Origin of the sequence: Acinetobacter sp. YH12094, assembly GCF_013419295.1 — a bacterium.
In the GTDB taxonomy this organism is placed as follows: domain Bacteria; phylum Pseudomonadota; class Gammaproteobacteria; order Pseudomonadales; family Moraxellaceae; genus Acinetobacter; species Acinetobacter amyesii.
On the sequence record NZ_VPAK01000003.1, the window covers coordinates 131,884 to 157,727 of the forward strand.

The 25,844-nt window shown below is 40.9% G+C and carries 25 protein-coding genes; 19 read left to right on the top strand and 6 right to left on the bottom strand.

Annotated elements, in window-relative coordinates; all coding sequences use genetic code 11:
• Positions 1–293: 293 nt before the first annotated feature.
• The 5 genes from FTU34_RS02965 (at position 294) to FTU34_RS02985 (ending at position 6,241) form a co-directional block, all read left to right on the top strand.
• A complete protein-coding gene (locus FTU34_RS02965) occupies positions 294–2,009 on the top strand; it encodes an AAA family ATPase (RefSeq protein WP_180003112.1) in 1,716 nt (571 codons plus the stop codon).
• 244 nt (positions 2,010–2,253) lie between these two features.
• The gene (locus FTU34_RS02970; protein ID WP_078189020.1) at positions 2,254–3,174 is read left to right on the top strand and encodes a LysR family transcriptional regulator; all 921 of its coding nucleotides are present in this window, start codon (positions 2,254–2,256) and stop codon (positions 3,172–3,174) included.
• A gap of 67 nt (positions 3,175–3,241) precedes the next feature.
• On the top strand, positions 3,242–3,508 hold the full coding sequence (locus FTU34_RS02975) for a gamma-glutamylcyclotransferase family protein (RefSeq protein WP_373686470.1): 267 nt from the start codon (positions 3,242–3,244) through the stop codon (positions 3,506–3,508).
• 253 nt (positions 3,509–3,761) lie between these two features.
• Positions 3,762–4,772, top strand: a complete 1,011-nt coding sequence (locus FTU34_RS02980) for a sensor domain-containing diguanylate cyclase (protein WP_180034677.1) — start codon at positions 3,762–3,764, stop codon at positions 4,770–4,772.
• A gap of 293 nt (positions 4,773–5,065) precedes the next feature.
• Complete coding sequence (locus tag FTU34_RS02985; RefSeq protein WP_180034678.1) at positions 5,066–6,241, top strand: CynX/NimT family MFS transporter; 1,176 nt, start codon at positions 5,066–5,068, stop codon at positions 6,239–6,241.
• A 32-nt stretch (positions 6,242–6,273) separates the two neighbouring features.
• Here the strand turns inward: FTU34_RS02985 and FTU34_RS02990 are convergent, their stop codons facing one another.
• Positions 6,274–6,729 (bottom strand): DUF441 domain-containing protein, encoded by a 456-nt coding sequence (locus tag FTU34_RS02990; RefSeq protein WP_111885075.1) that lies wholly within the window; start codon positions 6,727–6,729, stop codon positions 6,274–6,276.
• 151 nt (positions 6,730–6,880) lie between these two features.
• Here FTU34_RS02990 and FTU34_RS02995 point away from each other — a divergent pair, with 151 nt between their 5' ends.
• Positions 6,881–7,600: a pseudouridine synthase gene (locus FTU34_RS02995; RefSeq protein ID WP_180034679.1), complete on the top strand. Its 720-nt coding sequence runs from the start codon at positions 6,881–6,883 to the stop codon at positions 7,598–7,600.
• Between the two features lie 139 nt (positions 7,601–7,739).
• Here the strand turns inward: FTU34_RS02995 and FTU34_RS03000 are convergent, their stop codons facing one another.
• From FTU34_RS03000 to FTU34_RS03010, 3 genes are all read right to left on the bottom strand, one after another.
• Entirely contained in the window at positions 7,740–8,183 is a 444-nt protein-coding gene (locus FTU34_RS03000; RefSeq protein ID WP_078193684.1) for a GNAT family N-acetyltransferase, read from the bottom strand.
• Between the two features lie 97 nt (positions 8,184–8,280).
• Positions 8,281–8,628 (bottom strand): type II toxin-antitoxin system RelB/DinJ family antitoxin, encoded by a 348-nt coding sequence (locus FTU34_RS03005; RefSeq protein ID WP_078193683.1) that lies wholly within the window; start codon positions 8,626–8,628, stop codon positions 8,281–8,283.
• 112 nt (positions 8,629–8,740) lie between these two features.
• On the bottom strand, positions 8,741–9,646 hold the full coding sequence (locus FTU34_RS03010) for a pseudouridine synthase (protein ID WP_180034680.1): 906 nt from the start codon (positions 9,644–9,646) through the stop codon (positions 8,741–8,743).
• A 135-nt stretch (positions 9,647–9,781) separates the two neighbouring features.
• Here FTU34_RS03010 and tsaE point away from each other — a divergent pair, with 135 nt between their 5' ends.
• From tsaE to hfq, 4 genes are all read left to right on the top strand, one after another.
• A complete protein-coding gene (tsaE, locus tag FTU34_RS03015; RefSeq protein WP_111885072.1) occupies positions 9,782–10,261 on the top strand; it encodes a tRNA (adenosine(37)-N6)-threonylcarbamoyltransferase complex ATPase subunit type 1 TsaE in 480 nt (159 codons plus the stop codon).
• On the top strand, positions 10,251–12,263 hold the full coding sequence (gene mutL / locus FTU34_RS03020; protein ID WP_180034681.1) for a DNA mismatch repair endonuclease MutL: 2,013 nt from the start codon (positions 10,251–10,253) through the stop codon (positions 12,261–12,263). The genes tsaE and mutL overlap by 11 nt, the downstream gene beginning before the upstream one ends.
• A 6-nt stretch (positions 12,264–12,269) precedes the next feature.
• The gene (gene miaA / locus FTU34_RS03025) at positions 12,270–13,214 is read left to right on the top strand and encodes a tRNA (adenosine(37)-N6)-dimethylallyltransferase MiaA (RefSeq protein WP_180034682.1); all 945 of its coding nucleotides are present in this window, start codon (positions 12,270–12,272) and stop codon (positions 13,212–13,214) included.
• Between the two features lie 92 nt (positions 13,215–13,306).
• A complete protein-coding gene (gene hfq / locus FTU34_RS03030; RefSeq protein WP_180034683.1) occupies positions 13,307–13,816 on the top strand; it encodes an RNA chaperone Hfq in 510 nt (169 codons plus the stop codon).
• 154 nt (positions 13,817–13,970) lie between these two features.
• Here hfq and FTU34_RS03035 read toward each other — a convergent pair whose 3' ends face one another.
• The gene (locus FTU34_RS03035; protein ID WP_180034684.1) at positions 13,971–15,278 is read right to left on the bottom strand and encodes a peptidylprolyl isomerase; all 1,308 of its coding nucleotides are present in this window, start codon (positions 15,276–15,278) and stop codon (positions 13,971–13,973) included.
• Positions 15,278–17,758, bottom strand: coding sequence for an LPS-assembly protein LptD (locus FTU34_RS03040; RefSeq protein ID WP_180034685.1), 2,481 nt, complete (start codon positions 17,756–17,758; stop codon positions 15,278–15,280). The genes FTU34_RS03035 and FTU34_RS03040 overlap by 1 nt, the downstream gene beginning before the upstream one ends.
• A gap of 120 nt (positions 17,759–17,878) precedes the next feature.
• Here FTU34_RS03040 and FTU34_RS03045 point away from each other — a divergent pair, with 120 nt between their 5' ends.
• From FTU34_RS03045 to lpxK, 9 genes are all read left to right on the top strand, one after another.
• Positions 17,879–18,892 carry an aminoglycoside phosphotransferase family protein gene (locus tag FTU34_RS03045; RefSeq protein ID WP_180034686.1) on the top strand — a complete coding sequence of 338 codons (1,014 nt, stop codon included), beginning with the start codon at positions 17,879–17,881 and terminating at the stop codon, positions 18,890–18,892.
• Entirely contained in the window at positions 18,892–19,581 is a 690-nt protein-coding gene (gene murU / locus FTU34_RS03050; protein WP_180023918.1) for an N-acetylmuramate alpha-1-phosphate uridylyltransferase MurU, read from the top strand. The genes FTU34_RS03045 and murU overlap by 1 nt, the downstream gene beginning before the upstream one ends.
• A gap of 84 nt (positions 19,582–19,665) precedes the next feature.
• On the top strand, positions 19,666–20,298 hold the full coding sequence (gene rsmG, locus FTU34_RS03055) for a 16S rRNA (guanine(527)-N(7))-methyltransferase RsmG (RefSeq protein ID WP_180034687.1): 633 nt from the start codon (positions 19,666–19,668) through the stop codon (positions 20,296–20,298).
• 24 nt (positions 20,299–20,322) lie between these two features.
• A complete protein-coding gene (locus FTU34_RS03060; protein WP_180034688.1) occupies positions 20,323–21,105 on the top strand; it encodes a ParA family protein in 783 nt (260 codons plus the stop codon).
• On the top strand, positions 21,102–21,989 hold the full coding sequence (locus FTU34_RS03065) for a ParB/RepB/Spo0J family partition protein (RefSeq protein ID WP_111885065.1): 888 nt from the start codon (positions 21,102–21,104) through the stop codon (positions 21,987–21,989). Before FTU34_RS03060 ends, FTU34_RS03065 begins: the two co-directional genes overlap by 4 nt.
• A 31-nt stretch (positions 21,990–22,020) precedes the next feature.
• Positions 22,021–22,662: a MotA/TolQ/ExbB proton channel family protein gene (locus FTU34_RS03070; protein WP_180034689.1), complete on the top strand. Its 642-nt coding sequence runs from the start codon at positions 22,021–22,023 to the stop codon at positions 22,660–22,662.
• 13 nt (positions 22,663–22,675) lie between these two features.
• Complete coding sequence (locus FTU34_RS03075; RefSeq protein WP_078193671.1) at positions 22,676–23,098, top strand: biopolymer transporter ExbD; 423 nt, start codon at positions 22,676–22,678, stop codon at positions 23,096–23,098.
• Positions 23,098–24,825 (top strand): lipid A export permease/ATP-binding protein MsbA, encoded by a 1,728-nt coding sequence (gene msbA / locus FTU34_RS03080; RefSeq protein ID WP_180007340.1) that lies wholly within the window; start codon positions 23,098–23,100, stop codon positions 24,823–24,825. The genes FTU34_RS03075 and msbA overlap by 1 nt, the downstream gene beginning before the upstream one ends.
• A 3-nt stretch (positions 24,826–24,828) precedes the next feature.
• Complete coding sequence (lpxK, locus tag FTU34_RS03085) at positions 24,829–25,842, top strand: tetraacyldisaccharide 4'-kinase (protein ID WP_180034690.1); 1,014 nt, start codon at positions 24,829–24,831, stop codon at positions 25,840–25,842.
• The last annotated feature ends 2 nt before the right edge of the window (positions 25,843–25,844 follow it).

The window sequence follows — 25,844 nt, forward strand, 5'->3', positions numbered from 1 at the left end:
CCAGTATCATTGCAAGAGTATATGTAGCTTTTCATATGTACCATCCCATTTTGCATGTATCGATGACTTTGGGCTGTCATGTGCAAAACCACATTTTGGTTTTTGATCAACTTGAGTATTCAAATAATACCCAAGCAGAAATAGAAAAAGTAAATATCGCCAAAGAATTTTTAAATAGGTTCAATAGCTTAAAGTAAGATTGGCGAAATACGGATTTAGTAAACTGTGTTGTGCGCTTAACTTTTGAGTCAAAAATCGTTAGGCTATAGCCGTTCTTTTACGGTATAGGTCTTATGAAACAAGAAACTGCACTCAAGCTGCTCAAAGCAGGCGAAAATGTGTTTTTAACAGGTTCGGCTGGTGCAGGTAAAACTTATACTTTAAATCAATACATCAATTATCTGAAAGCGCGCAAAGTGCCGGTGGCAATTACGGCTTCTACAGGGATTGCTGCAACCCATATGAATGGCATGACAATTCATACATGGGCAGGGATTGGGATTAAAGATGCGATTTCCGAAGATGAGTTAAAGCGCTTAAAAGAACGTAAATATTTAAAAGAGCATTTGGAAAATGCCCAAGTTTTAATCATCGATGAAATTTCGATGTTGCATGCCAAGCAATTAAACTTGGTGAATAAAGTTTTAAAATTTTTTAAAGACAGTGAAGATGCTTTTGGGGGGATTCAAGTCATTGTTGCAGGTGACTTCTTCCAGTTACCCCCTGTGGGACGCAAAGGTGAATTAAACCGTGACAAGTTTTGCTTTATGTCTGAGGCATGGGTAGAAGCGAAGTTTCGCGTGTGTTATTTGACCGAACAACATCGTCAGGGTAATGACTATCTCAATGATATTCTAAATGCGATTCGTGCTCAGCAAATTACGGGTGATCATTTGCATGCTTTAAGGCAGACAAGTTCACAAAATATAGGTGAAACCTTTACGCGCTTGTATACCCATAATATGGATGTAGATAGTATTAACTATAAACATCTAAATGAAATTGAGCAAGAATCTCGCCAGTTTGATGCCCAATGTGATGGTAATGATAAACTGATCGAAACCTTAAAATCTTCAGTGCGTGCGCCGGAAACTTTGACCTTAAAGAAAAATGCCAAAGTGATGTTTGTAAAAAACAACTTTGACGTGGGCTATATCAATGGCAGCCTCGGTGAAGTGATAGGTTTTGAAGAAGATGATGAATATGGCATCTTGCCTAAAGTAAAACTCACTGATGGCACGACCTTGGTGGTAGAACCTGAAACATGGTCTGTCGATAATGATGATGGTAAAACCATTGCCAGTTTCCAACAAATTCCCCTGCGTTTAGCCTGGGCGATCACCATTCATAAATCTCAAGGGATGACCCTTGCAGCGGCTGAAATTAACTTGACGCATACTTTTGAGAAAGGTCAGGGGTATGTGGCATTGTCTCGTTTAAAAACATTAGATGGTCTGCGTTTACTTGGCTTTAATGAACAAGCCTTAGAACTCGACAGTTTGGCGATTAAAGCCGATCGACGCTTTCAGGAACTTTCTGATGAAGCGGAAACCAATTTTGCAGAGGCTGATTTAACCGTACAACATAAAGCCTTTATTCGCCACTGTGGCGGAACACTGAATGAAGTGGAAATCGAGCGCAATGAAAAGAAAATTGCCAAAACTGGTGCGAAACAAAGCTTTGCCACAGCGACTTTAGATCAAACTCGTGAATTGTTTGAAGAAGGTTATGAAATTCAAGATATTGCAGTGGAGCGTGGTTTAACACCAGCTACGATTATTAACCATTTGGCTCGTCTGCAAAAAGAGCAAGGTTTAGATATCTCGGTGGCACATCCGGGAGAAGACGTGGTTGAGCAGGTGCGTAAAATCTATAAACGTTTGGCGAAACGACAAGACCCAGCACATTATAATGATGACGGCACGGTTAAGCTGCGTCCAATTGTGGAGTTGACCAGTCCACGCATGGGTTATGACCAAGTTCGTTTGGCTTTATTATTTGTGGAATAACACATTCTTTGGATTACATACATTTAAAGCCAGATTGATTAATCTGGCTTTTTTAATAAGGGGCATCGTGTTTATTTTCATCCTTTGCATCTGCTTAAAAACGATGAATTGGTGATTAAAGTTTCAAACAAAAATTAAAATGAATAAAACTTAATAAAATAATGATAAGATGAGTATGATTCATTAATGCTTTGCGAAAACTATTCGATTGCAAAGTTGCTTCCAAGTTTAGTTGAGAACAATCATGTTGGAATTACGCCATCTCAAAACCTTATTGGCACTCAGAGAACACGGTTCTTTGGTCGCTGCATCTAATGATCTGTGTTTAACGCCTTCTGCACTTTCACACCAGTTGAAAGAGCTAGATCATTGGTATGGGGTTGAGGTGGTAAACCGACGCACACGTCCTGTGACCTTTTCGAATGTTGGGCAACGTTTATTACGCCTTGCCGATGACATATTGCCGCAAGTTCAAATTGCGCAATCGGACATTACACGGATTGTGCATGGTCAAACCGGCCGAATTATTTTTTCCTCAGAATGTCATAGTTGCTTTGATTGGCTGATGCCATTATTGAATGTCTACCGTCAGCAATACCCCGATGTAGATTTAGACTTTGCATCTGGCTTTGAAGCCAATCCGCATGAACTATTACAAACGGGCGAGTTTGATCTTCTGATTACGGCAGACCCAATCAATTTAAAAGGTGTGGAATATTTCCCTATCTTTGAATATGAGTCTCGTTTGGTATTGTCCAATACACATCCATTGGTTCGTGCGACAAATGTGACTGTTCAAGAATTAGCAGAAGAAACGCTGATTACCTATCCAGTCGATAAACATCGTTTAGATATCATGGCAAAATTATTTTTACCGGCCAATATTCAGCCTAAACACGTTCGTACTACAGATTTGACCCAGATGCTGATTCAGTTGGTTGCAAGTGGTCGTGGTATTGCGGCATTACCAGATTGGGTGGTAAATGAATATGAACAAAAAGGTTGGGTGACCTCTCGACGTTTAGATTGTGTTTCACCTGAAGGTTTAAGACGGACCTTGTACGCAGGCTATCGTACCGAAGAGGCTGAAAAAAGCTATTTTGAAGGCTTCCTAAAACAGTTGGCGAAATTCTCACAAAAGCGCAATCAATATTATTCCAACTAAGGAGGATCTATGACACAGAGTCTTTTTGTATACGGGACATGACGTCTAGGTCAGCCCAATTCACGTGATGGAGCGTATTGGTGGCGAGTGGAAGAAAGGTGTGGTGTGGGGTGAATTAGAACATAAAGGCTGGGGTGCGGCGATGGGCAGTCCGGGCATTCGTTTATCGAAGGCAGGTCAAGCCATTGAAGGCTATGTTTTTTTCTCTGAAAACTTAGCAGCTCATTGGGAGGCTTTAGACGAATTTGAAGGTGCTGAATATCAACGTGAGGCTGTAGATGTGCAATTGGAAGGCGGAGAATGGATGCAGAGTGAAATTTACGCGTTGAAATAATATCTAGGGGGAGAGTCGTGAAATACGTGGGTCATCCATACATCATGACTTCCCCAACCTTCGAAATGTGTATCGATGATTCCACTTGCTCTGTTGTTTCCTTGAGTGCATTTTCTTTCGAAGAGCAGTATTTGAAAGAGTTGTATCTAAAGTGCTTGAATGCACAGAAATTACTTTAAGATTGCTATACAAGTGGATGAATAATTTTTAGAATTGAGCTTTATCTCACATTGAACCCTGTTTGAACTCAATCATGCCCAATTCTATAGAACCCTCACCAACTCAACTCATGTCTGTGATTCAAACGCAGACAGCTATTGCCAAACTGGGTTTAGATCTCAATGCAGTGATGACTGTGGTCGCAGAACAGGCGCAGCAGATTACACATGCCAAAGGTGCAGTTGTAGAGTTGGCTGAAGATGGTGATATGGTCTATCGTGCAGTGTCTGGCGGGGCGAGCCATTTACTGGGTTTAAGATTGCATATTGAAAATAGCTTGTCAGGTCTATGTATTGCGCAGAAACAAACACTGTATTGCCAAGATTCGGAAACAGATGCGCGGGTAGATCGCGTGGCATGTCAACGTGTTGGATTGCGTTCGATGGCAGTAGTGCCATTGATTCATTGTGATGAAGGTGTCGGTGTTTTAAAGATTTACTCTGACCAAGTCGATGCCTTTCAGGAAGCCGATTTACATATATTGAGTTTGATGTCTGAGTTGATCGCTGCGGCGATGTACCATGCGACACGTTTCGGTGCGACAGAGTTATATAAATTGGCGACTCAAGATAGCTTAACAGGCTTAGCCAATCGGGCTTTGTTTGTCGACTTTTTACGCCAAGGGATAGAAAAAGCACGTGCGCAGAAAAAAGTACTGGGTATCTTGATGATTGATATGGATGGTCTGAAACCGATTAATGATCAGTTTGGACATCGCATTGGGGATGCTGCACTGAAAGAAATTGCACAGCGCATTTTGCGTGAAACACGTCAAGATGACTTGGTTGCACGCTTGGGCGGTGATGAATTTGCTGTGATTTTAACCAATATTGCCAACTTAGAGCGTGCGCAAACGGCGATGAATCGAATCGCAGAAAGTTGCGGACTGCCGTTTGCATTTGAGCAAATGAGCTTGAAAATTGGTGCCAGTATTGGCATGGCTCTATTCCCAGAAGATGCTCAATCTATTGATCAATTAGTCGAAATGGCTGATTTAAAAATGTACGCCAATAAGCGAGAACGGAAACAAATCAATCCTGAATAACTCACTGCTTAAATAATTCACTCATAGTTATGCAGGTAAATTCGTTCACTACCTTCATATTATCTAAAGTATCGCAAAACGTTTTGATGAAAACTTGTCCTGTCTCAAACAAATGCAGATGCCATGACTAAGTATCGTTGTTTAATTTAAATCAAAGTGCGCTTAGCATGTGACGGTGCAAGATGATTAAATAATTGAAAAATCATCTAAGGTCATTTGTTTTTTGACTCAAAATAATATTTTGAATTGTTAAGCTGTGCACTATTGCATGGCGAAAAGAGCATGACAATTCAATGAAAGGGATGTCAAAAGATTTATTCATTATTGCGGCAGGTTTTATTGCTGCAATGCATATCGGGAAACTACCGCCCGCAATACCTGTATTACAACAGCAACTCGGCATTAGCTTTATTCAGTCTGGTTTATTGCTCTCACTAGTACAGGGTGCAGGAATGTGCTTTGCATTGTTGATTGGTAGTTATATCCAAAAAATTGGATTTAAGCTATGTATATTACTAGGCTTAAGTTTATTAACGATGGCAAGTGCATGGGGGAGCTTTGCACAAAGCTTTGATGTCTTGTTGCTACTGCGTGTCATAGAAGGATTTGGCTTCTTATTGGTGACACTCACAGGGCCTGCATTTATCCGTCAGCTTGTACCGCTACAGCACATCAGCGCAAAGATGGGACTGTGGAGTGCTTATATGGGCGGAGGTATGGGCATAGCCTTATTGGTTGCGCCATTTCTAATTGCTCAATATGGTTGGAGTGTGGTTTGGCTCAGTTTCGCTATGATTACTGCAGCATTACTACTCTGTATCGCTATGTTTATTCCTCAGCCTAATGTGGCGCTGAATACAACACCTATTATTGGTCTCATTAGAGATACCTTGAAACATCCTGCAGCATGGCTTTTGGCGCTCATTTTTGGGACATATGCAGGGCAGTGGTTTGCATTGGTGGGCTTCTTACCGATGATTTATGCTCAAAATCAAATTTCAGCAGAGCTGGCGGGTGCTTTAACAGCCAGTGTTGCCGTTGCCAATGCAGTGGGCACATGGGGGTGTGGACTGCTATTACAGCGTGGTTTTCAAGCTAAAACTTTAGTCCAACTGGGTTTTGCCGTCTTGATCATTTGCTCCTTAGGGTTTTATCTCTCTAAAGATGCGTTACCTTTTTTACTGCAATATTTAACGGTGTTTAGTTTTTCGCTTTTTGGAGGCTTGGTTGCTGCGACGGTCTTTGCGCAATCACTGCATTTTGCACCTTATCCTGCGGCAATTAGTACGACGATCGGCATGATTTTACAATGCTCTGCCATATCACAATTTGTTCTGCCACCTGTGATTGCCACTGTGGTTTCACAAACTGGAACGTGGTTTTGGGCGGGGATCTTGATGTCAGCGTTGTCATTCGTTGGAATCATGCTTAGTCGACGTTTATTTCAAATGCAGCATGGCTCAAATTAAAATTTTGTTAAACTGCTATGTCAGCAACGGCCTTATTGTTTAATCCCAATCAGTAGCGACAAGATGCCTGCTGCAATGAGTGGGCCAACAGGTACACCACGCAGCATGGCAACACCTGCGACTGTCCCAATCAATAGTCCGGCAACCACATCTGGCTGATTGGACATCAGTTTGACACCACGTCCGCCTAGCCATGCGACAAAGATGCCAATGGCGATTGCGACGAGGGATTTCCAACTTAAAAAGGATTTTAAAATCGAATCACCAGGAATTTTTCCGCTAGCGATCGGCGTGAGTACGCCAATGGTTAAAATAATAATGCCAATGTTTAAGCCATATTGTTGCAGATAGGGGAAAAATTCACTTAAAGGCGTGATGCGGAAAACAATCAAGACACCTGCAGCTATGGTGATCGCTGTATTGTGGCTAAAGATGCCACAAGCCAATAACACCAATAACACGATCAGATTTAAATCCAACTGAGACATAGGATATTCGTGAGAAACTTCAATAAATAATCAATAGTGTAGCGCAGAAACATTAAAAACTGGCGTTCAAGATTATTTCTACTATTTTTCCTGCAAGTTGGCTCGGTGTTCAGTATAAAATAGCAATATATGGTGTTTATTAGGTTGTTCTATGTTTTTGGAAAAAATGCTGCAATCACAAGGTTTTGGTTCGCGCAAATATTGCCAACAGTTGATTAAAAATGGTGCGGTCGAAATACGCGGTGAGATTGTAGATAATCCAAAGCAAAAACTGGACTTGAATGATTTAAGCTACAGTGTGAATGGTCAGGACTATGTCTATAGTGAGCATATATATATTGCGTTAAATAAACCTCAAGGTTATGAATGTTCGCATCAGGCAACTCATCATTTTAGTGTTTTTGAATTATTTGATGATGTGCTGTTAAATCGTGGTTTGCAATGCGTCGGTCGACTGGATCAAGACACCACTGGACTGTTGCTGCTCACGGATGATGGTCAATATCTACAAGCGCTGACACACCCTAAAAAGCATGTTGCCAAAGTATATTCGATGCATACCGCAGATCCTGTGACACCTGAGCAAATACAACAATTAGAACAAGGCGTGGAGCTGCGAAACGAAAAAGGCATTTTCGCTGCAACCGATGTGCAGCTATTGGCTTCACAGCAATTACAAATGACTGTTCATCAAGGGGTATATCATCAAGTGAAGCGGATGTTGGCGGCTGTCGGCAATAAAGTTGAAACTTTACATCGTGCTCAAATAGGACAATTAAAGCTTGATGATCTCGCTGAGGGTGAATGGATCTATTTGAATGCAGCGCAAATTGAACAATCGAAATTTCGTGAAAATTTTAATCCACAGTAATAGGTACAGGGCTTTGATACTTCATCATTTGAAGGATAAATATGCGATATTAAAGCCCCTTAATATGTCTGCTGTCTGCTGATCTAAAGATGCGTTTTTCAACATGCTTTGTTGATGTATTTTAAAGCTGAGCAATGCATTAGCGAATAAAGTAATGATAGGTTTGAAATTCATCATCTTTAATGAAGCCCATCGATTCATAGAGTTGATGTGAGTGATAGTTATTTTTTTGAGTTTCGAGGCTGATTCGAAGCGCACCTTCATGTTGAGCAAAGAGAACCGCAGTATCGATCAATTGTTTGGCTGAACCTTGACGACGATATACAGGGCTGACATAGACATCATCTAAAATATAGTAAGTTGAACAAGCCACAGATGAAAAGCCTAAATACAGTAAGATAAACCCAGTAATCACCTCATCTTTTAGACAAATAAAAATTACGCTTTCATTATTTTCAAAACGTTGTCTTAGAAATTTATATGAAATATCAAGATTAGAAGAGGTGCCATAAAATTGGCGATATTCATCAAATAAAACAGCAAGTGGATGAAGGTCTGCTTCTGTTGCGCGTCGAACGATCATTTTTTCTATACTCCATGCTATTTTTATCAGTCTTGCATGAAGCATATCGAAATTTCGAAATTGGTTGATTTATAAATTGTTTATAAATGCGACAGTGTTAAGTTTTGTCACCTTCACCCAAAATTGCATTGAGTTCTTCAAACAAGTCGAGATGATCATCATCTAATAATGGATCATTATTTAAAATTTCTAATTCAGCAGGGCTAATTTCAATGGTTGAAATAGCTTGGGCTTCTTGTTGTTTTAATTTGCGTAACTTAATCAATTGTTCAATATTGATATTTTGGTTTTCAATAGAGAAGGGGATCGATTTGGTTAAAACAACTTGTTTAAAGAATAGACGTACAGCCTGTGCAGGTGTAATGCCTAATTGTTTAAAAACGGCAAAAGCCTGTTTCTTTTCCTGTGAATCGAGACGGATTTGGTAGACTTCAGTTTTTCTCATATTCTTAGAAAGCTTTTAAATACTTAACTTTTCGCATTTATTCTAATCAAAACTGTTATAAATTCAAGAAAGTTTGGCAGTATTTTATCAATTTAATGTAATGACAATAGATTTACAGTGTCAATTCATAGGCAGAACTGAATTGAAAAGCCTGCTCTGTCACAGGATCGATAAACTCAAGCTGTTTCGCAAGTAGTTGTAAAGGTTGGCTGAAATCGTCATCTGCCTTATGTTGTACTACTGGATAAAAGGGGTCATTTTGAATTGGAATGCCCAAAGCATTTAAATGTACACGAAGTTGGTGTTGCTTGCCGGTATGGGGATTTAATTCATACTTTGCATGGTTTCCATGCTGCTGGAGGAGCTTAATGTGTGTTTCACTATTAGGCTCACCATCTACCAGTTGCATTGTATAAAATGGCTGACCTTTTTCCATACGATAGCGAGTTGTGATTGGGAAATTTAAGTCATCTCGATAAGCTGCAATGGCATGATAGGTTTTTTGAACTTGCCGCTTGGCAAACATCTGTTGATATAGCCCACGGCTTTCGACACATTTGGAGAAGAGAACCACACCGGCAGTTTCACGATCTAAACGATGAATCGGTGTCAGGTGTTCAAGCTGCGTTTGTTTTTTGAGTCGAACCAACAAGGTTTCTTGTACATACTGACCGGTCGGACTCATGGTGAGAAAATGCGGTTTATCGACCACGATGAAATGATCATTTTCAAATAAAATCTGATGCTCAAAGGGAACATGGATTTCATGCGCTAAGAATCGATAATAATAAACATGACGATTTGCTTCAAAAGGACTGTCTATCGTTAAAACGTCACCATCTGCAGCATAGACTAGACCATCCTTAAATCGTTGTTGCCACTCTGCTGCTTGGATATGAGGAAATTGCTCACACAAATATGCATAGACCGTTGTGGCTTGTGTGTGTTGACCGTCAAGGAAGACTTTACTGGCACTAACACCATTGATCATTGGGGGAGTAAATTCAAAACTGTGCATGAAGAAAGATCTAAAAACTGAGCAAATAAAGCAGAGAACACATCATGAAAAATGCTCAATCTATAGTGTGAACATATCCATTTTAGCCAGTGCGATGCTATCATATTTAATTCTTATGTACATGTTGTGAGTAATATGCAGTATTCATTCAGTCTGGAACTTAATAGTGAAGTCGATACCCAAAACTTAGCTACCGTACTGGCGACGCATTTTACGACGGGTGTAGCGTATTTAATTGGTGACTTGGGTGCAGGAAAGACCACGTTAACACGTTATTTTTTACAACACTTGGGTCATCAAGGTGCGGTAAAAAGTCCAACCTATACATTGGTTGAACCTTACAATATTCAAGGACAAGATATTTTTCATTTTGATTTATATCGTCTGAATGACCCTTATGAGCTTGAACTTATGGGTATCCGTGATTATTTAGAAACGCCGAACGCCCTATTTTTATTTGAATGGCCATCTAAAGGGGGCGACGAAATCCCTGAGGCTGATTTAATTATTAATATTGAAAAGTCTGCGGATGAAAGCACCCGTACAGCGACTTTAAGCTCTTCTTCAGAAACTTTGCAAAACGCTTTGGAGCAAAAATTTAACCATGCTGAATGAAATCAGTGCCCGCCGCATTCGAACGCTTGATCCTGCCTTAGCCAACCAAATTGCCGCAGGGGAAGTGATTGAACGTCCTGCTTCTGTGGTCAAAGAATTACTGGAAAATGCCATTGATGCAGGGGCGACTGAGCTGATTGTTCGTATTGAACAAGGCGGCAGTACACTGATTGAAATAATAGACAATGGTCGGGGTATTCACCCTGAAGATCTACCTTTGGCGGTCATGCGCCATGCCACAAGTAAAATCCAAACTGCTGAAGATTTGCATGCCATTGTAAGTCTAGGTTTTCGTGGGGAAGCCTTGGCTTCGATCGCTGCGGTGTCTCGTTTGACATTGACCAGTAGCCAAAATGATGACGGTGTAGGCTATCAGGTCGAAGTAAATGGCACCGCATTTGATTCGCAAGAAATTCAGCCTGTGGCAGCGACGCAAGGCACCACCATCCGTGTGCAAGATTTATTTTTTAATGTGCCTGCACGGCGTAAGTTCCTCAAAAAACCGGGGACTGAGTTTGGACATATCGAAGAAATTGTCCGTCGTTTGGCACTGACCCATTTTGATATACGTTTTGTCCTTGAGCATAACAATAGTATTAAGCTGAACTTGCCTATTGCAGACAGTGGCGCGCTCCGTTTTCAGCGGGTACAACAATTATTAGGCCGTCAATTTACTGAAAATGCGTACTGGATAGATGCTGATAGCGTCAATATGCGTCTCAGTGGTTGGTTAGGCCATCCTTCAGATGCACGTGCGCAGGCCGATATGCAATACGTCTATGTGAATGGACGTATCGTAAAAGACAAGACAGTTTCACATGCACTTCGCATGGCTTATGACGGTATTTTGCATGGACATCAACATGCGGCTTATTTGTTGTTTATGGAAGTCGATCCTGAAAATATCGATGTGAATGTGCATCCGACGAAGCATGAAATACGTTTTCTAAATCAACGTGAAGTACATGAGTTTGTCCGCCATTTTGCCAAATCGACATTAGCGCAATTTCAAACCGCGAGCGCCGAATTGTCCTCTGCAATGAAACTTGATGGGCAGGCACACGAAAATATTATTCCGCAGCCGCGTCATCAGGAACAATTTTCTTTACATCAACCTCAGCCAGTTGTAGAACAAGGCACAAATTTTGTCAGTCCAGAGACCGCAGGTGGACTTACTGACTTTAGTTCGCCAGCAACGGTGCAATATGGTTCAAATCATGCGCCAACAGGTCAGGAAGCTTATACACAGCAATATTCAAATGCGTCGAACAATAGCACTGGATATCAGTCAAATATAGCGGGTTCCAGACAGCTCAATAATGCATTGCAAAGTTATTTAGCGCCTTTACGTCAAACTGAGTCTACAAATGATCCTGATAGTTCTTTGGCTGAACATATTCAGCAGAAAGTCGATGAGCATCCTTTGGGGATTGCCATTGCGCAATTGCATGGTATTTATATTTTGGCCCAAAACACCGAAGGTTTAATCATTGTTGATATGCATGCTGCGCATGAGCGCATTGTTTTACAACAAATGAAAACGGCTTGGGATAAACCTGAGTTTTGGACATCACAGCAATTGCTGATTCCTAAAGTCGTCAGTATCAGTCGGATGCAAGCTATGCGCGTCGATGAGCTCAAAGAACAATTGGCACGATTAGGTTTAGAAATAGACCAATATGGCGATGAGCAAGTTATTGTCCGAGGTGTTCCTGCCATTTTGCATAAAGCAGACTTTGATGCGCTGATTCCAGATTTATTAAATGATTTAGACCCAAGTGATCAGGTTGCAGGGTTACTACAAAAGCGTGATCAAATATTGGCAGGCATGGCCTGTCATGGCGCTGTACGCGCACACCGTATTTTAAGTCTATCTGAAATGAATGCATTACTGCGTCAGATGGAACAAACTGAATTTGCCAGCCAATGTAACCATGGGCGTCCGACGTGGCGTGCGTTTCCATTGGCACAGCTAGATAAACTTTTTGCTCGGGGAGAGTAGTTTTACATGTCAAATCAATTGCCGGTCATCAACTTAATGGGACCAACTGCAAGCGGTAAAACCGCCTTGGCATGTGAGTTATACGAGCAAGGTGGATTCGAATTAATTTCAGTCGATTCTGCTTTGGTTTTTCAGGATATGGATATTGGTACGGCCAAGCCGAGTAAAGCTGAGTTGGAGAAATATCCACATCATTTGATTGATATTATCAGTCCGCTAGAAGTGTATTCGGCAGCGAACTTTGTGGAAGATGCGTGTGTACTGATTGATGATATGCATGTACGAGGTAAAACACCGATTTTAGTCGGTGGTACAATGTTGTATTACAAGGCTTTATTGGAAGGGTTGTCTTCAAACTTACCAAGTGCAGACTATGCTGTACGTGCTGAAATTGAAGCCAAAGCTGAGTCGCAAGGTTGGGATGCTGTATATGCAGAACTGTGCAATGTAGACCCATTGGCAGGTGAAAAATTTAAACCGAGTGATAAGCAACGAATTATCCGTGCGCTCGAAGTTTTTAAATTAACAGGTAAACCCATTACGCAGTTACAAGCTGAGCAACCTAAAAACGTACCATACCGTTACAATTTTCATAATTACGCATTATTGCCAGACCGATTAGAATTACATGAGCGTATAGCTCAACGTCTAAAAACAATGTGGGAAATTGGATTTTTAAATGAAGTGAAAGCTCTCATTGAAAAATACGATTTAGATGAAAATTTACCCTCTATGCGCTCAGTTGGATATCGTCAAGCTTTAGATTTTTTGAAAAATAGTGATCAAAGTAGCGAAAAACAGCGTGAAATGGAGGATAAGGCACTTTTTGCAACACGACAACTTGCAAAACGTCAATATACTTGGTTAAGATCTTTGCAAGAAACGCATAAATTTACTACATATTTAACTGCGCAGCAGGCTCAAGAAGACTTGCGAAAGTGCTACGGATAAAGCAAAATTTACAGACTACCTTTTTGATAATTTTTAATTGAAAAGTAAAGGTAGCTTTTGCGCTGATTTTTATTATTTTTTGGAGTTATAACATGTCTAAAGGTCAAACTTTACAAGATCCGTTCTTAAATTCTCTCCGTAAAGAACGTATTCCTGTGTCGATCTTCCTTGTCAACGGTATTAAATTACAAGGTCATATTGAATCTTTCGACCAATACGTTGTTTTATTAAAAAATACTGTAAGCCAAATGGTTTACAAACACGCTATTTCAACTGTTGTTCCAGCACGTAACCCACGTCCTGCTGGTGCTCCTGCTGGTGCTCAAGGCGCTGCCGGCTTCGGTGGTCAACAAGGCGGCTTCGGCGGTCAACAAGGTGGCTTTGGTGGCCAAGGCGGCTTTGGTGGTCAAGGTGGCTTCGGTGGTCAAGGTGGCTTCGGTGGTCAAGGTGGCTTCGGTGGTCAAGGTGGTTTTGGCTCTCAAGGTGGCTTCGGTGGTCAAGGTGGTTTTGGCTCTCAAGGTGGCTTCGGCGGTCAAAATCCTGGTTTTGATGGCGAAACTAAATTTGAAGATGCTCAAGACGACGAAAACAACAATCGTTAATTGAGTTAAAAAAACCTCCCAAATGGGAGGTTTTTTTTGCCTATAAAAGAGTAGATTATTTTCATAACGGGTATGTAATAATTACTAAAGTGCTGAATGATGATAAGAATCGACATAAAAAAAACCAGCCGAAGCTGGTTTTTTGTTTATTCACTTATTTCTTTTTACGATCTAGAGCAGGGTCTTTAATTTCAACATAGGCATTGTTGCGAATTTCACGTAACCAGCTGTCCAGTTCAGTGTCAAATTGACGCTCACCTAAAATCTGACGTGCCATACGTTCTTGTACTTCATGTGTCATATCTTGTTGACGTGTATCGGTCACTTGAAGGATGTGCCAACCAAACTGTGACTGAAAAGGCTTGCTGATTTCACCTTTCGCTGTTGATTTCATCATTGCTTCAAATTCTGGAACCATCACACCTGGGCTAACCCAACCTAAACTACCACCATTGGCAGCAGAACCAGTGTCATTCGAGAACGTTGAAGCCAAGACCGCAAAATCTTCACCCTTTTGCAGGCGATTATACAAGTTGTCGATCATTTGCTTGGCATTTTCAGGACTCACGACCTCAGATGGTTGAATCAGGATATGGCGAGTTTGGTATTGAGGAACAATGGCTTTTTGTTCGCCACTTTTACGGTCGACCAATTTTAAAACATGAACGCCATCACGTACTGAAATTAGTTCAGTGGTTTGACCAACTTGCAAAGGTGCTACACGTGCAGCAAGTTCATCTGGAATATCAGATAAGTTGCGGAAGCCCATATCGGCACCGTCAACTTTAATGTCTTTGGTACTGTATTTGCTAGTAATCGCTTTTACATCGTTGCTTGCTGCAAGTTCTTTACGAATGTCTTCGGCGATTTTAACGGCATTATCACTGCTAGCTACACGCACATGTAAGACATGAACTTGATTACCTAACGCAGCTTGACCTTGTGGTGAGCTTAAGAAGTTTTTCACATCTTGGTCACTGATTTGAATGCGAGAAGTGACCAACTGTTGGCGTAGGCGTTGTAACGCGATGTCTTCAGCGATACGTGCACGTAAACCTGCATAGGTATTTGGTGCAACAGCATCTAATTTTTGCTGAAAAGCTTCTAAGCTTGGGGAGCCTGCGTCTTTTGCAACTTTAAGTACAGCTTCATTGAGCGATTTTTCATCCGCTTTGACATTATATCGTTTAACCTGTTCAAGCTGTGCTTGGCGCGAAATCAGCTGTTCTAAAGCTTGTTGCTGCAAATATTCAGTCGGTGGGACGGTTTGTTTTTTTGCTTGAAATTGATGAGTGATCTCGGCAATGCTTTGATCAAGATCACTACGTAGAATCACGCTATTGTCAACGACAGCTACAATTTCATCTTTAGGTTGCGCAGCAGCAAATACAGATACAGAAGTCGATAGGCAAAGTGCCAAGGCTGACGCTTTAAAAATTTGTTTTAACTGTTTTGTCTTCATTAACGTTCTGTCCAAGATTGATTAATATTGTTAAAACCCAACACTCGGTTTTCAAGCAAAGAGGTTAATTTATTGTTGAAGCCACCTAAACCTTTTAGAGTGAACTCCGCCATAATGGCACGTTTTGGTTTAACATCTGAAGATGTTACATCATCTAAATCGTTATAGTACGAACGACCATAAACTGAAACACCCCAGCAGCATGACTCGTAGTTCACACCCAGTAAATATTCACGCGCAATACTGTTGTCGAGGTCATATTGTGCATGACCAATAATACGCCAGTTATTGTGTATAGGTTGAATAAACGATGCTACTGCTTGGTCATAGCTGTCTTGGCGATTAGGAATGTCTTTACGATAGAAATAACCGACATTGTATAAATTGCCTTTATTTCCTGTGTAATACATTTGAATATCGCGCTGAGCATTATCACCATTCGCCATCCATGCTGAATTGGCATTCACACTGATGCTGTCAGATAATTGGCTAGAAATGCTCACGACAGGGCCGGTATGGCGTTCGGTATCAAATTTATCAGAGATGTTGTTCAGTGTGACACGACGGTCTTCAAAATAGAAACTTTGACCAACGCTAGCTTTTAAACGCTCAAGACCAACATCATCAAATAAACTATAGCTCAAGCCTAGAGATGCGAAGTTGTTGTCTTCTAAACGGTCATTACCATAGAACCGACGCGGGCTAAACAATTGGTCATAATTAATTGACGCTGTGGTTGAGTCAAAGTTCGGGTTAGTGTCTTGGTTTTTGTATGGAGAATACGCATAAAAGAAACGTGGCGTTAAGGTTTGTAGATAACGACCTTCGCGCTCCATCACAAGACCCGCATCTAAAGTTAATTGCGGTACAATGACCGATTTACTTTCACTACTAGAGTGATTGTTATTTGTATTTGCACGATCAACGGTATCTTGGTCGTAAATCGTGTTGACGTTGCGAATAGACACTTCTGGTATTACAAAAGACCATGGGTTACGATAGTTATAACGCACACTAAAGTCGTTATAAATACGTGCACCACTTGGCTCATACATTGTCGCATCACTATTGTTTTGCGGAATATTATCGCCACGCAGATTCTTTTTAAAATACGCTGTATCGTTATTGAATTCGTACTGTAAGCCGAGCGGATTACCATTCTTGTAGTTCAGTAGGAATTGCGGCAAGCGCGCATATGGACGGTCTTCATCACTGACAGTTTTATCCAGTGTTTGGAAGTCTTCCACTTTAAGCTGTGCTTTTAGGCCAGGGATACCATTTTTATAATTGAGTTCCCATGCACGGCGTAAGTTCAGGTCAGTTTTTGAGTTTGGATTATTATTGAGATCTGAGAAATAGTCTTTATCAGATGCATAATTGTATTCTAAATTGGTTGTAAATTGATCGTTAATTTTCCAGTTATGTAGGAAATGTAAGTCTTTACGATCCTGATCATCATACTTTTGGTCGGATGGTAAATAACCACCCCACACCATCCCTGAACCAAAGTTTTTGGTCAAATAACGGAATTCACCTTCCATCATTGCGCCACGGTCTGCAATATAACGTGGTGTTACCGTAGCATCATAGTTTGGTGCAAGATTCAGATAAATCGGTACTGCAAGCTCAATACCACCGTCATTGGTAAAACCAAAGCTCGGGGTCAAAATACCAGTGGTACGACGGTCATCAATCGGGAAGTTGAAATAGGGCACAGCCATCACAGGTACGTTTTTTACATATAATGTTGTACCTTTGGTTTCACCACGACCAGTTTCTTGATTCAGCTTAATTTTGTCTGCTTGAATTTTCCACGTTGGTTTTTCATCGGGTGGACAGGTGGTATAAACCGCATTTTCTAATTCAAGGGTTTCGGTTGAAGTACGCGAAATTTTTTCAGCACGACCATGCGCATGCTGCTGTTCAGCAATAAAGAAGCTGTTATTTAAATCACCTTGTTGGGTTTTTAAATTGTAATCAATAGAGTCACTTTGAGAAATCAGCCCAGACTGTGCCATTTGCACGCGGCCTGAAGCATTGGCATAGGTTTGGGTTTTATCAATTTTGATTTGATCGGCACGAATTTGACGACCTTCTTGGTCGATCAGAACATTACCTTCAAGAATGGAATCGCCATTCGGGTCAAAATGACCATAGTCTGCGGTAATGGTAGAGGTTGCGTCTTCAGGTGCGACCGCTTTCGTTGTTGGAGCAACTGGGGTAATCCAGGTGCCTGTACAAAACGCAGAACTTAATTGATTGGTGTTGCGAATCTGTGCTTCAGGTGCAGATTTATCGACATAATATTGTTCGAAGAACTGCTGCCCCGGATAAGCTTCTGAAATGCTTTGTTTGAGTTGTTCTGTATCGTCATCCGTGGACGGGTTTGAAACAGGTGCTGCATAGCTTGGTAACGAGCTACCACATAGAAGGGTTAAGATCGCAGTCGCTAAAGGATTAAATTTAAACTGATGCTTCATTTGTCTCATTAACCAGGTATGCTTAATCGCAATTAATTATTGTCGCATCATAGAGAAAAAGTTGATAAGTAGCTACACTTAGCACTTTAAAAACTCAGCCTGTATTAGAATTTATCGCAAATGAATACACAACGTGAACAATTGATACAAACATGGATTTCATCTGTACTCGATTCAGATCAATTTGAAATTAACTTCTTAGCAGGCGATGCAAGCTTCCGTCGTTATGCACGAATCAAATTGAATAATAAAACATTTATGCTCATGGATGCACCACCAGAAAAAGAAGATTGTGGTCCTTTTGTGTCGATTGATGAATTTTTTGATGTACATGGCGTGCGTGTACCACATATCGTGGCCAAAGACCTTGATCAAGGCTTCTTATTGTTAGAGGATTTTGGTGATGTTTTATTGTCCACGTTGTTGAATGATCAAACAGTAGACGCACATTATGCTCAAAGTTTTAAACAGTTGATTCAATTACAGTCAATTGATGGTACTGCTCATTTTCCTGCATATACCTATGAAAAGCTGATTTCTGAAATGGAGCTGTTAACCGATTGGTTATTGCCATCTCTACAAGTGCAGCCTAGTGAAGAAGAATCGGCACTGATTAAACGTACCTTTGCTATCTTAGCCAATGCTGCATTGGCTCAGCCTCAAGTGATTGTGCATCGTGATTTTCATAGCCGTAATTTGATGGTACTTGATGGTGAGCAAGATCAGGGTGTGATTGACTTCCAAGATGCTGTGATTGGTGCAGATACTTATGATTTAATTTCTATTACACGTGATGCCTATGTGCAGTGGAATGCAGATCGCGTTTATGCATGGTTTAAAACGTTCTATGATTTGTTGCCTGCATCGGCTAAAGAAGGTCGTAACTTTGAGCAATTCAAACAAGACGCCGACCTGATGGCGATTCAACGTCATATCAAAATTTTAGGTATTTTTGTGCGCTTATTTGAGCGTGATGGTAAGTCAGGTTATCTCAAAGATTTGCCTCGTGTGATGTGGTATTTACTTGAAGAAAGTAAACCATATGCAGAATTACAACCTTTTATGCAATTTATTCAGGATAAAGTATTGCCGAAATTTGAAGCCAAATACGGCACTTATGAGGTTGTTGCATAATGAAAGCCATGATTTTAGCTGCGGGTCTCGGAAATCGGATGCGCCCTTTAACATTGTATAAGCCAAAGCCTTTGCTTGAAGTGGGTGGAAAACCACTGATTGTTTGGCATATAGAAAAGCTAAAAAAAATTGGCGTAACTGAAATTATCATCAATTCTGCATGGCTTGCAGATATCCTGATTGGTACTTTGGGTGATGGTTCGCAGTTTGGTGTGAATATTCGCTGGACACGTGAAGCGGAAGGTCTGGAAACAGCTGGTGGCATTATTAATGCTTTACCTTTGCTTGGGACAGAACCGTTTATTTTGGTGAATGGTGACGTTTGGACGACCTACGATTTTTCAGCTTTGCTCAATATTGAGCTAAATGATGACTTGGCACACTTGGTCTATGTGACTAACCCAGCGCAACATCCTAAGGGTGATTTTATCTTGGATGCTGGGCGTAGTTATACCTTTGAGCAAGAACATGCAGGCGAGGCACTCACCTATAGCGGAATCGCAGTTATACATCCAAATATGTTTGATGGATTGGAAGCTGGTAAGCGTCCGCTCGCACCATTATTGAAACAAGCCATGTTGGATGGAAAAATTTCTGCAGAGAAAATGCAAACTGCGTGGGTTGATGTTGGCACACCTGAGCGTTTAAGTGATCTAGATCTACAGATTCGCCAAGGCATGTACGATTAAGTGCATATTCGCTAAGCGTTAGCTACTGTTCCACGGCTTAGAAATCGGTATACTTCAGTTAATTTTTATTGAGATGTCTTCTTTATGCATCCTTTTTTTCAAGACTTAAAGCAAGGTAGTCAAAAGCTTGGCTTAGATTTGAGTGAAGAAGCATTAAATCTATTGCTGAAATACCAAGATGCCCTAGTGCTGTGGAACAAAGCGTATAACTTGACTGCTATTCGTGATCCTAAAGAAATGTTGGTTAAGCATTTATTGGATAGCTTAAGTATCCTAAATGATTTGCCTGCAGGTCGTTTATTGGATATCGGTACGGGTGGTGGCATGCCGGGCATGATCATTGCACTGTGTCAGCCTGAACGTGAATGTGTGCTTTTAGATGCCAACGGTAAAAAAATTCGATTCTTAAAACAATTTATTGCTGACTTAAAACTAAAAAATGTCATTGCGGTACAAACACGTGTCGAAAATAAAGACAGCATTAATGAACTGGGGCAGTTTGATGTGATTACCAGTCGTGCTTTTGCATCGTTAACGGATTTTGTGGATGCGTCTAAACCGTATATGCATGCGCAAAGTATTATCGCGTCGATGAAAGGCTTAATTCCTGAAGAAGAAGTTGAAACACTGAAAAGTGATTTCAAGATTGATATCGTTGCATTAAAAGTTCCACGACTTGATGAGCAGCGTCATTTAATTTTTCTTAAACGTATTTAAAATTTTCAAAGGACTGGGGTTACCATGGCTCAAATTATTGCGATTGCAAACCAAAAGGGTGGCGTAGGTAAAACCACAACTGCTGTGAACTTGGCTGCATCTTTAGCCATATTAAAAAAACGAGTTTTACTTGTGGACATGGATTCACAAGGCAATGCCACGATGGGTTCGGGCATTCAAAAAAATGATTTGTTGTATTCAGTCACGGATGTCTTACTTGGTGAAGTGCCAATTGAAACCGCTATTTATAAAGCGGAAGTGGGCTATAAAGTTTTAGGTGCAAACCGTGACTTAGCTGGCGTTGAGCTTGCAATTGCAGATCAAGACGGTCGTGAGTTTATTTTACGTGAAGCGTTGGCAAGCGTTGAAAAAGACTTTGACTATATTATTATCGATTGTGCACCAAGTTTAAGTTTGATCACTGTCAATGCCCTTGCAGCGGTACGTGCTGTGCTTATTCCAATGCAGTGTGAATATTATGCCCTAGAAGGTTTGGCTGACCTAACCCAAACCATTGATCGTATTCAGCAAGCTTTAAACCCAGATCTAGAGATCGTGGGTGTGCTTCGTACCATGTACGATGCGCGTAATGCCTTAACACGTGATGTGTCTGCTGAGCTTGAACAATACTTCGGTCAGAAACTTTATGACACGGTCATTCCGCGTAATATTCGTTTGGCTGAAGCGCCTGCGCACGGTTTGCCAGTGATTTATTTTGAAAAAAGCTCGAAGGGTGCAGTTGCTTATTTGAACTTGGCAGCTGAGATGTTAAAAAAAACCAAAGTAAAAAAAGGAACTAAAGCATGACCGTAAAAAAACGCGGACTGGCTAAAGGTCGTGGTCTGGATGCCTTACTCGGCTCAATCCAAAAAGAAAAACTACAGCTCGAAGCAAAAGCTTTAGATCATGGACAGTTAAAACAAATTGATGTGCATTTATTGAAACGCGGTGAGTATCAACCGCGTCGTTTCATTAAAGAACAAGATTTACAAGAACTTGCTGCATCGATTGAAAAGCATGGCGTCATGCAACCAATCGTCATTCGTCCTGTCGAAGATGAAAAGCATCCCTACGAAATTATTGCAGGTGAGCGTCGTTGGCGTGCGGCTCAGCTTGCAGGTTTAACCGAAGTTCCAGCCATTGTTCGTGACTTGAGTGACCAAGTGGCAATTGCCTTGGCATTGATTGAAAACATTCAACGTCAAGATTTGAACCCAATCGATCAAGCCATGGCTTTACAACGCTTCCATGACGAATTTGGTTTAAGTCATCAAGAGATTGCTGATACGGTCGGTAAAGCACGTACCACGATTAGTAACTTGCTACGCCTCTTGTCTTTAGCGGATCAAGTCAAAGACTTTATGCAGCAAGGTTTGCTCGATATGGGGCATGCACGTGCGATCTTGACGTTAAAAGCCAAAGATCAGCTTAAAGTTGCTGAAATGGTGATTGAAAAAAGTATGTCTGTACGTCAAACCGAACAATTTGTTCGTGATTTGAATGCACCAAAACAACAAAAAGCTAAACCAATTGTTTCATCAGACATTCAACAACTGACACAACGTCTCTCTGATCGTTTCAGTGCAGACGTGAAAATTGATCATAATAAACAAGGGAAAGGCAAGCTGGTGATTAGTTACCATACTCTTGAAGAGCTAGATGGCATTTTAAATATTTGTCTAGCTGAATAATTTTTAAATTCGATTTATTGGGGAAAATCAAATGTGGGAATTAGTCAAAGCGGGCGGGTGGTTAATGATCCCGCTTGTCATTTGTTCGATCTTTACGGTAGCCATTACCATTGAGCGCTTTATTCGTTTAAAGAAATCAATGGTGTTACCAAAAGACTTGATGATGAATGTAAACACATCGGTGAAAGATGTGGTGCAGCAGCTAAAGCAAAGTCCAACTTTACAACAAAGTACATTGGGTCGTATATTGGGCGCAGGTTACGCTAGTAAAGATCAAAACGAGCAATATGCACGTGCGCAAATGGAAGTCACAGCGTCACAAGAAATTGGTTATTTAGAAAAAAATATCAACTTTTTGGGCACTTTAAGTGCTGTTGCACCTTTACTAGGTTTGTTGGGTACGGTGATCGGTATTATTGAAGCATTCTTAATGATTGATATAGGCACCAATAGTGATCCAGTGTTGATGATGCCGGGTATTTCTAAAGCCTTGATTACCACTGCTGCCGGTATGTTAATTGCTGTACCTGCATTATTTGCACATCGCTATTTCCAACGTTTGGTTCAGGAATATGTGGCTGAGTTAGAACAGCAGTCGACGTTATTTCATGCCGCTTTGTTTTATAAAAAAACACCTGAAGTAGAAAGTCAGGACATTCAGAAAGCCAGCTGAGTGGAGACTGCGCATGAAATTTAAACGTCGTCAGGTTGAAGATATTCATATCAACCTCACACCGATGATTGACTGTTTGATGTTCATTTTGGTGTTCTTGTTGCTCTCGACCACCTTTAACCAGATGAGTCGAATGAACCTGACCTTGCCAGATGCACAAGGTGTTCCGCCTAAAAACTATGATCAAAAGATTGAAGTTGTGGTGGATTCAACAGGACACTATTCTGTCAATGGTCAGTCATTGGCGAGTAAAGAAGTCTCTGATTTGAATACTGCAATTAAACAGACAGCCAATGATCGTCGTGATTTAATGTTCGTGATTGCAGCAGATGCAAAAGCAACACATCAGGATGTGATTCGGGTGATGGATGTTGCAGGTCAACTTGGATTTGTGAATATCAACATCAGTACCAAAGTTCCAACTCGAGGTTATTAGTGAAGCACGATTTTAAGGTCTATTTACGCCTATTAAGTTATTTAAAACCTTTTTGGGGAATCGGCCTGCTGGTTTTGCTTGGTTTCGGTATTAATGCTGCGACAGAAGTTTCTGTCGCAAAATTATTGGAACGCATTATTGAAGCCATTCAAAACAAAGATCAAAGCTTTACAACCTTATTTCCACTCTTGGTGGTTTTATTGATGTTCTTCCGTGGACTCGGTTTGTTCATGGGGGGATATTTTACCGCAGTGATTTCTCGAAACTTAATTTTTAATATTCGTCAGCAAGTGTTCGCAAAACTCATGCGTTTGCCTTCGCAATATTATTTAGATAATTCGAGCGGTCATATCACTGCAAAAATTATGTATAACGTTGAACAGTTGACGGCGGCATCGTCTGAGTCACTAAAAACGATTGTACAACAGGGTCTGATTACCATCGCATTATTGGGTTATTTGCTCTATACCAATTGGCGTTTAACTCTGTGTATTTTGATTTTTGGCCCAATTATTGGTCTGATCATCCGTAAAGCGTCTAAGCGCATGCGTAAATTATCCATGCAAGTACAAAGTACCATGGGGGATGTTAACCATGTGGTGCAAGAGACAGTGCAAGGCAATTTGGTGGTGAAGGGCTTTGCAGGGCAAGATTATGAACAAAAACGTTTTTATGAAAGCTCGATGGAGAACTTGCGCCGCGGCTTAAAAATGGTTGTGGTGCAGCAACTCAATAGCCCAATTGTTCAGCTGATTATGTCGATTGCGCTCAGTATCGTGATGTATATCGCGCTACGCCCAGAGATTTTACAAGATACAACAGCAGGTGAGTTTGTTGCCTATATTACTGCCGCAGGTATGCTGAGTAAGCCGATTAAAACCTTGACGGATGTCAATGAAAAACTACAACGAGGCATGGCAGCAGCTTATTCAGTTTTTGAATTGCTAGATATGCCTGAAGAAGTGAATAACGGCACGCTGAAGCCTGCTTTGAAAGGTGATGTCGAATTTAAAAATGTCAATTTGATCTATGCTGATGGTCACCATGCGATTCATGACTTCAATTTAAAAGTTAATGCAGGGCAAACCGTTGCATTGGTTGGGCGTTCAGGTGCAGGTAAAACTTCATTGGTCAATCTGTTGGTGCGTTACCAAGAGGTGTCTTCTGGGCAATTGTTGCTTGATCAGCATGATATTCACGATATAGAACTCAATAGCTTGCGTACTCAGATTTCGATGGTCAATCAGCAAGTGGTTTTGTTTAACCGTACTGTGCGTGAAAATATTGCTTATGGACAGCTCGAGCATGCAACAGATGAGCAAGTCATTGCTGCTGCCAAAGCTGCATTTGCACATGATTTTATTATGGATTTACCGCAAGGTTATGACACACCATTGGGTGCCCAAGGTTTAAATCTATCTGGTGGTCAACGTCAACGGATTGCGATTGCACGTGCCATTTTGAAAAATGCACCGATCTTAATTTTAGATGAAGCGACCAGTGCGCTAGATAACGAATCTGAATTTTTCATTCAGCAAGCATTTGACGCTGCGATGCAAGATCGTACCACGATCGTGATTGCGCATCGTTTATCGACCATTGAAAATGCAGACTGTATTGTAGTGATGGATAAAGGGCGTATTATTGAACAAGGTTCGCATACAGAATTGATGGCACAACGTGGTGCATATTACCAACTTCATCAGCGTAATTTTGAGGAAAATTAAGTCATGTCTTTTGCACAATTGATTCAGGATGCTTGGAATGAACAGGCAAAGTGGCTCATTGTGTTTAGACCTTTGTCATGGCTTTATCGTGGCGGCTTTTTACTCAATAAAAAACTCTATCAATCAGGTATTAAGCAAAGTTATAAAGCGCCTATTCCAGTCATGGTCATTGGAAACATCACAGTGGGTGGAAGTGGTAAAACCCCATTGCTCATTCATTTGGTCAGTTATTTAAATAGCTTAAACCTGCGTGTTGGTGTGATCAGTCGTGGCTATGGTGGTCAAGGACCATTTCCGGCCTATGTGGATTTAGATTCGACGGCTGAAATGGTAGGTGATGAACCGAGCTTAATTGTTCAGTCTACAGGTGTACCGATGGCAGTCGGTCCAAACCGCCAGCAAAGTATTGAGCTGCTACTATCCAAGCATGAATTGGATTTAATTATCTGCGATGATGGTTTGCAGCATTGGGCGCTTCAACGTCAGTTGGAATGGATCGTACTGGATAATAATCGTGGTTTAGGCAATGAAAAATTATTACCCGAAGGTTATTTGCGTGAACCGAAAAAGCGCCTTGATACTGGGACGGTCATTGAACATTCAGCAGATCCAAATTCCCCACTGAATATGCACCTAGAAGCGGCGCAGCCTTATTTGCTCAATAAAGATCTTGTGACGACATTTGATGCAAACAAAGATTTCTATGCTGTGGTGGGTATCGGATTTCCGCAACGATTTTATAAAACCTTAGAAAATATGGGGATTCATCAATTTCAATGTCATGAATTCCCGGATCATTATGAATATGAACTGAGTGATTTGCAGTTTGAAGATGCCAATCCCATCATTACCACTGAAAAAGATGCAGTTAAAATTTTAGCGATCCTCAAAAATAATCCAGATTTTAAAAGAGAAATATGGGTTGTTCCTGTTGATGCAGTGTTATCACCTGCGTGTTATGAAACTTTGCATGCACAGTTGAAACAACTGGGTCTGAAACTTCCCGAAGGCATTTAATT

Excerpts from the sequence above, each read along its gene's own strand:
- FTU34_RS02965 (WP_180003112.1), top strand. The coding sequence starts at position 294 with ATGAAACAAGAAACTGCACTCAAGCTGCTCAAAGCAGGCGAAAATGTG.
- FTU34_RS02970 (WP_078189020.1), top strand. The coding sequence starts at position 2,254 with ATGTTGGAATTACGCCATCTCAAAACCTTATTGGCACTCAGAGAACAC.
- FTU34_RS02975 (WP_373686470.1), top strand. The coding sequence starts at position 3,242 with ATGGAGCGTATTGGTGGCGAGTGGAAGAAAGGTGTGGTGTGGGGTGAA.
- FTU34_RS02980 (WP_180034677.1), top strand. The coding sequence starts at position 3,762 with ATGCCCAATTCTATAGAACCCTCACCAACTCAACTCATGTCTGTGATT.
- FTU34_RS02985 (WP_180034678.1), top strand. The coding sequence starts at position 5,066 with ATGAAAGGGATGTCAAAAGATTTATTCATTATTGCGGCAGGTTTTATT.
- FTU34_RS02990 (WP_111885075.1), bottom strand. The coding sequence starts at position 6,729 with ATGTCTCAGTTGGATTTAAATCTGATCGTGTTATTGGTGTTATTGGCT.
- FTU34_RS02995 (WP_180034679.1), top strand. The coding sequence starts at position 6,881 with ATGTTTTTGGAAAAAATGCTGCAATCACAAGGTTTTGGTTCGCGCAAA.
- FTU34_RS03000 (WP_078193684.1), bottom strand. The coding sequence starts at position 8,183 with ATGATCGTTCGACGCGCAACAGAAGCAGACCTTCATCCACTTGCTGTT.
- FTU34_RS03005 (WP_078193683.1), bottom strand. The coding sequence starts at position 8,628 with ATGAGAAAAACTGAAGTCTACCAAATCCGTCTCGATTCACAGGAAAAG.
- FTU34_RS03010 (WP_180034680.1), bottom strand. The coding sequence starts at position 9,646 with ATGCACAGTTTTGAATTTACTCCCCCAATGATCAATGGTGTTAGTGCC.
- tsaE (WP_111885072.1), top strand. The coding sequence starts at position 9,782 with ATGCAGTATTCATTCAGTCTGGAACTTAATAGTGAAGTCGATACCCAA.
- mutL (WP_180034681.1), top strand. The coding sequence starts at position 10,251 with ATGCTGAATGAAATCAGTGCCCGCCGCATTCGAACGCTTGATCCTGCC.
- miaA (WP_180034682.1), top strand. The coding sequence starts at position 12,270 with ATGTCAAATCAATTGCCGGTCATCAACTTAATGGGACCAACTGCAAGC.
- hfq (WP_180034683.1), top strand. The coding sequence starts at position 13,307 with ATGTCTAAAGGTCAAACTTTACAAGATCCGTTCTTAAATTCTCTCCGT.
- FTU34_RS03035 (WP_180034684.1), bottom strand. The coding sequence starts at position 15,278 with ATGAAGACAAAACAGTTAAAACAAATTTTTAAAGCGTCAGCCTTGGCA.
- FTU34_RS03040 (WP_180034685.1), bottom strand. The coding sequence starts at position 17,758 with ATGAAGCATCAGTTTAAATTTAATCCTTTAGCGACTGCGATCTTAACC.
- FTU34_RS03045 (WP_180034686.1), top strand. The coding sequence starts at position 17,879 with ATGAATACACAACGTGAACAATTGATACAAACATGGATTTCATCTGTA.
- murU (WP_180023918.1), top strand. The coding sequence starts at position 18,892 with ATGAAAGCCATGATTTTAGCTGCGGGTCTCGGAAATCGGATGCGCCCT.
- rsmG (WP_180034687.1), top strand. The coding sequence starts at position 19,666 with ATGCATCCTTTTTTTCAAGACTTAAAGCAAGGTAGTCAAAAGCTTGGC.
- FTU34_RS03060 (WP_180034688.1), top strand. The coding sequence starts at position 20,323 with ATGGCTCAAATTATTGCGATTGCAAACCAAAAGGGTGGCGTAGGTAAA.
- FTU34_RS03065 (WP_111885065.1), top strand. The coding sequence starts at position 21,102 with ATGACCGTAAAAAAACGCGGACTGGCTAAAGGTCGTGGTCTGGATGCC.
- FTU34_RS03070 (WP_180034689.1), top strand. The coding sequence starts at position 22,021 with ATGTGGGAATTAGTCAAAGCGGGCGGGTGGTTAATGATCCCGCTTGTC.
- FTU34_RS03075 (WP_078193671.1), top strand. The coding sequence starts at position 22,676 with ATGAAATTTAAACGTCGTCAGGTTGAAGATATTCATATCAACCTCACA.
- lpxK (WP_180034690.1), top strand. The coding sequence starts at position 24,829 with ATGTCTTTTGCACAATTGATTCAGGATGCTTGGAATGAACAGGCAAAG.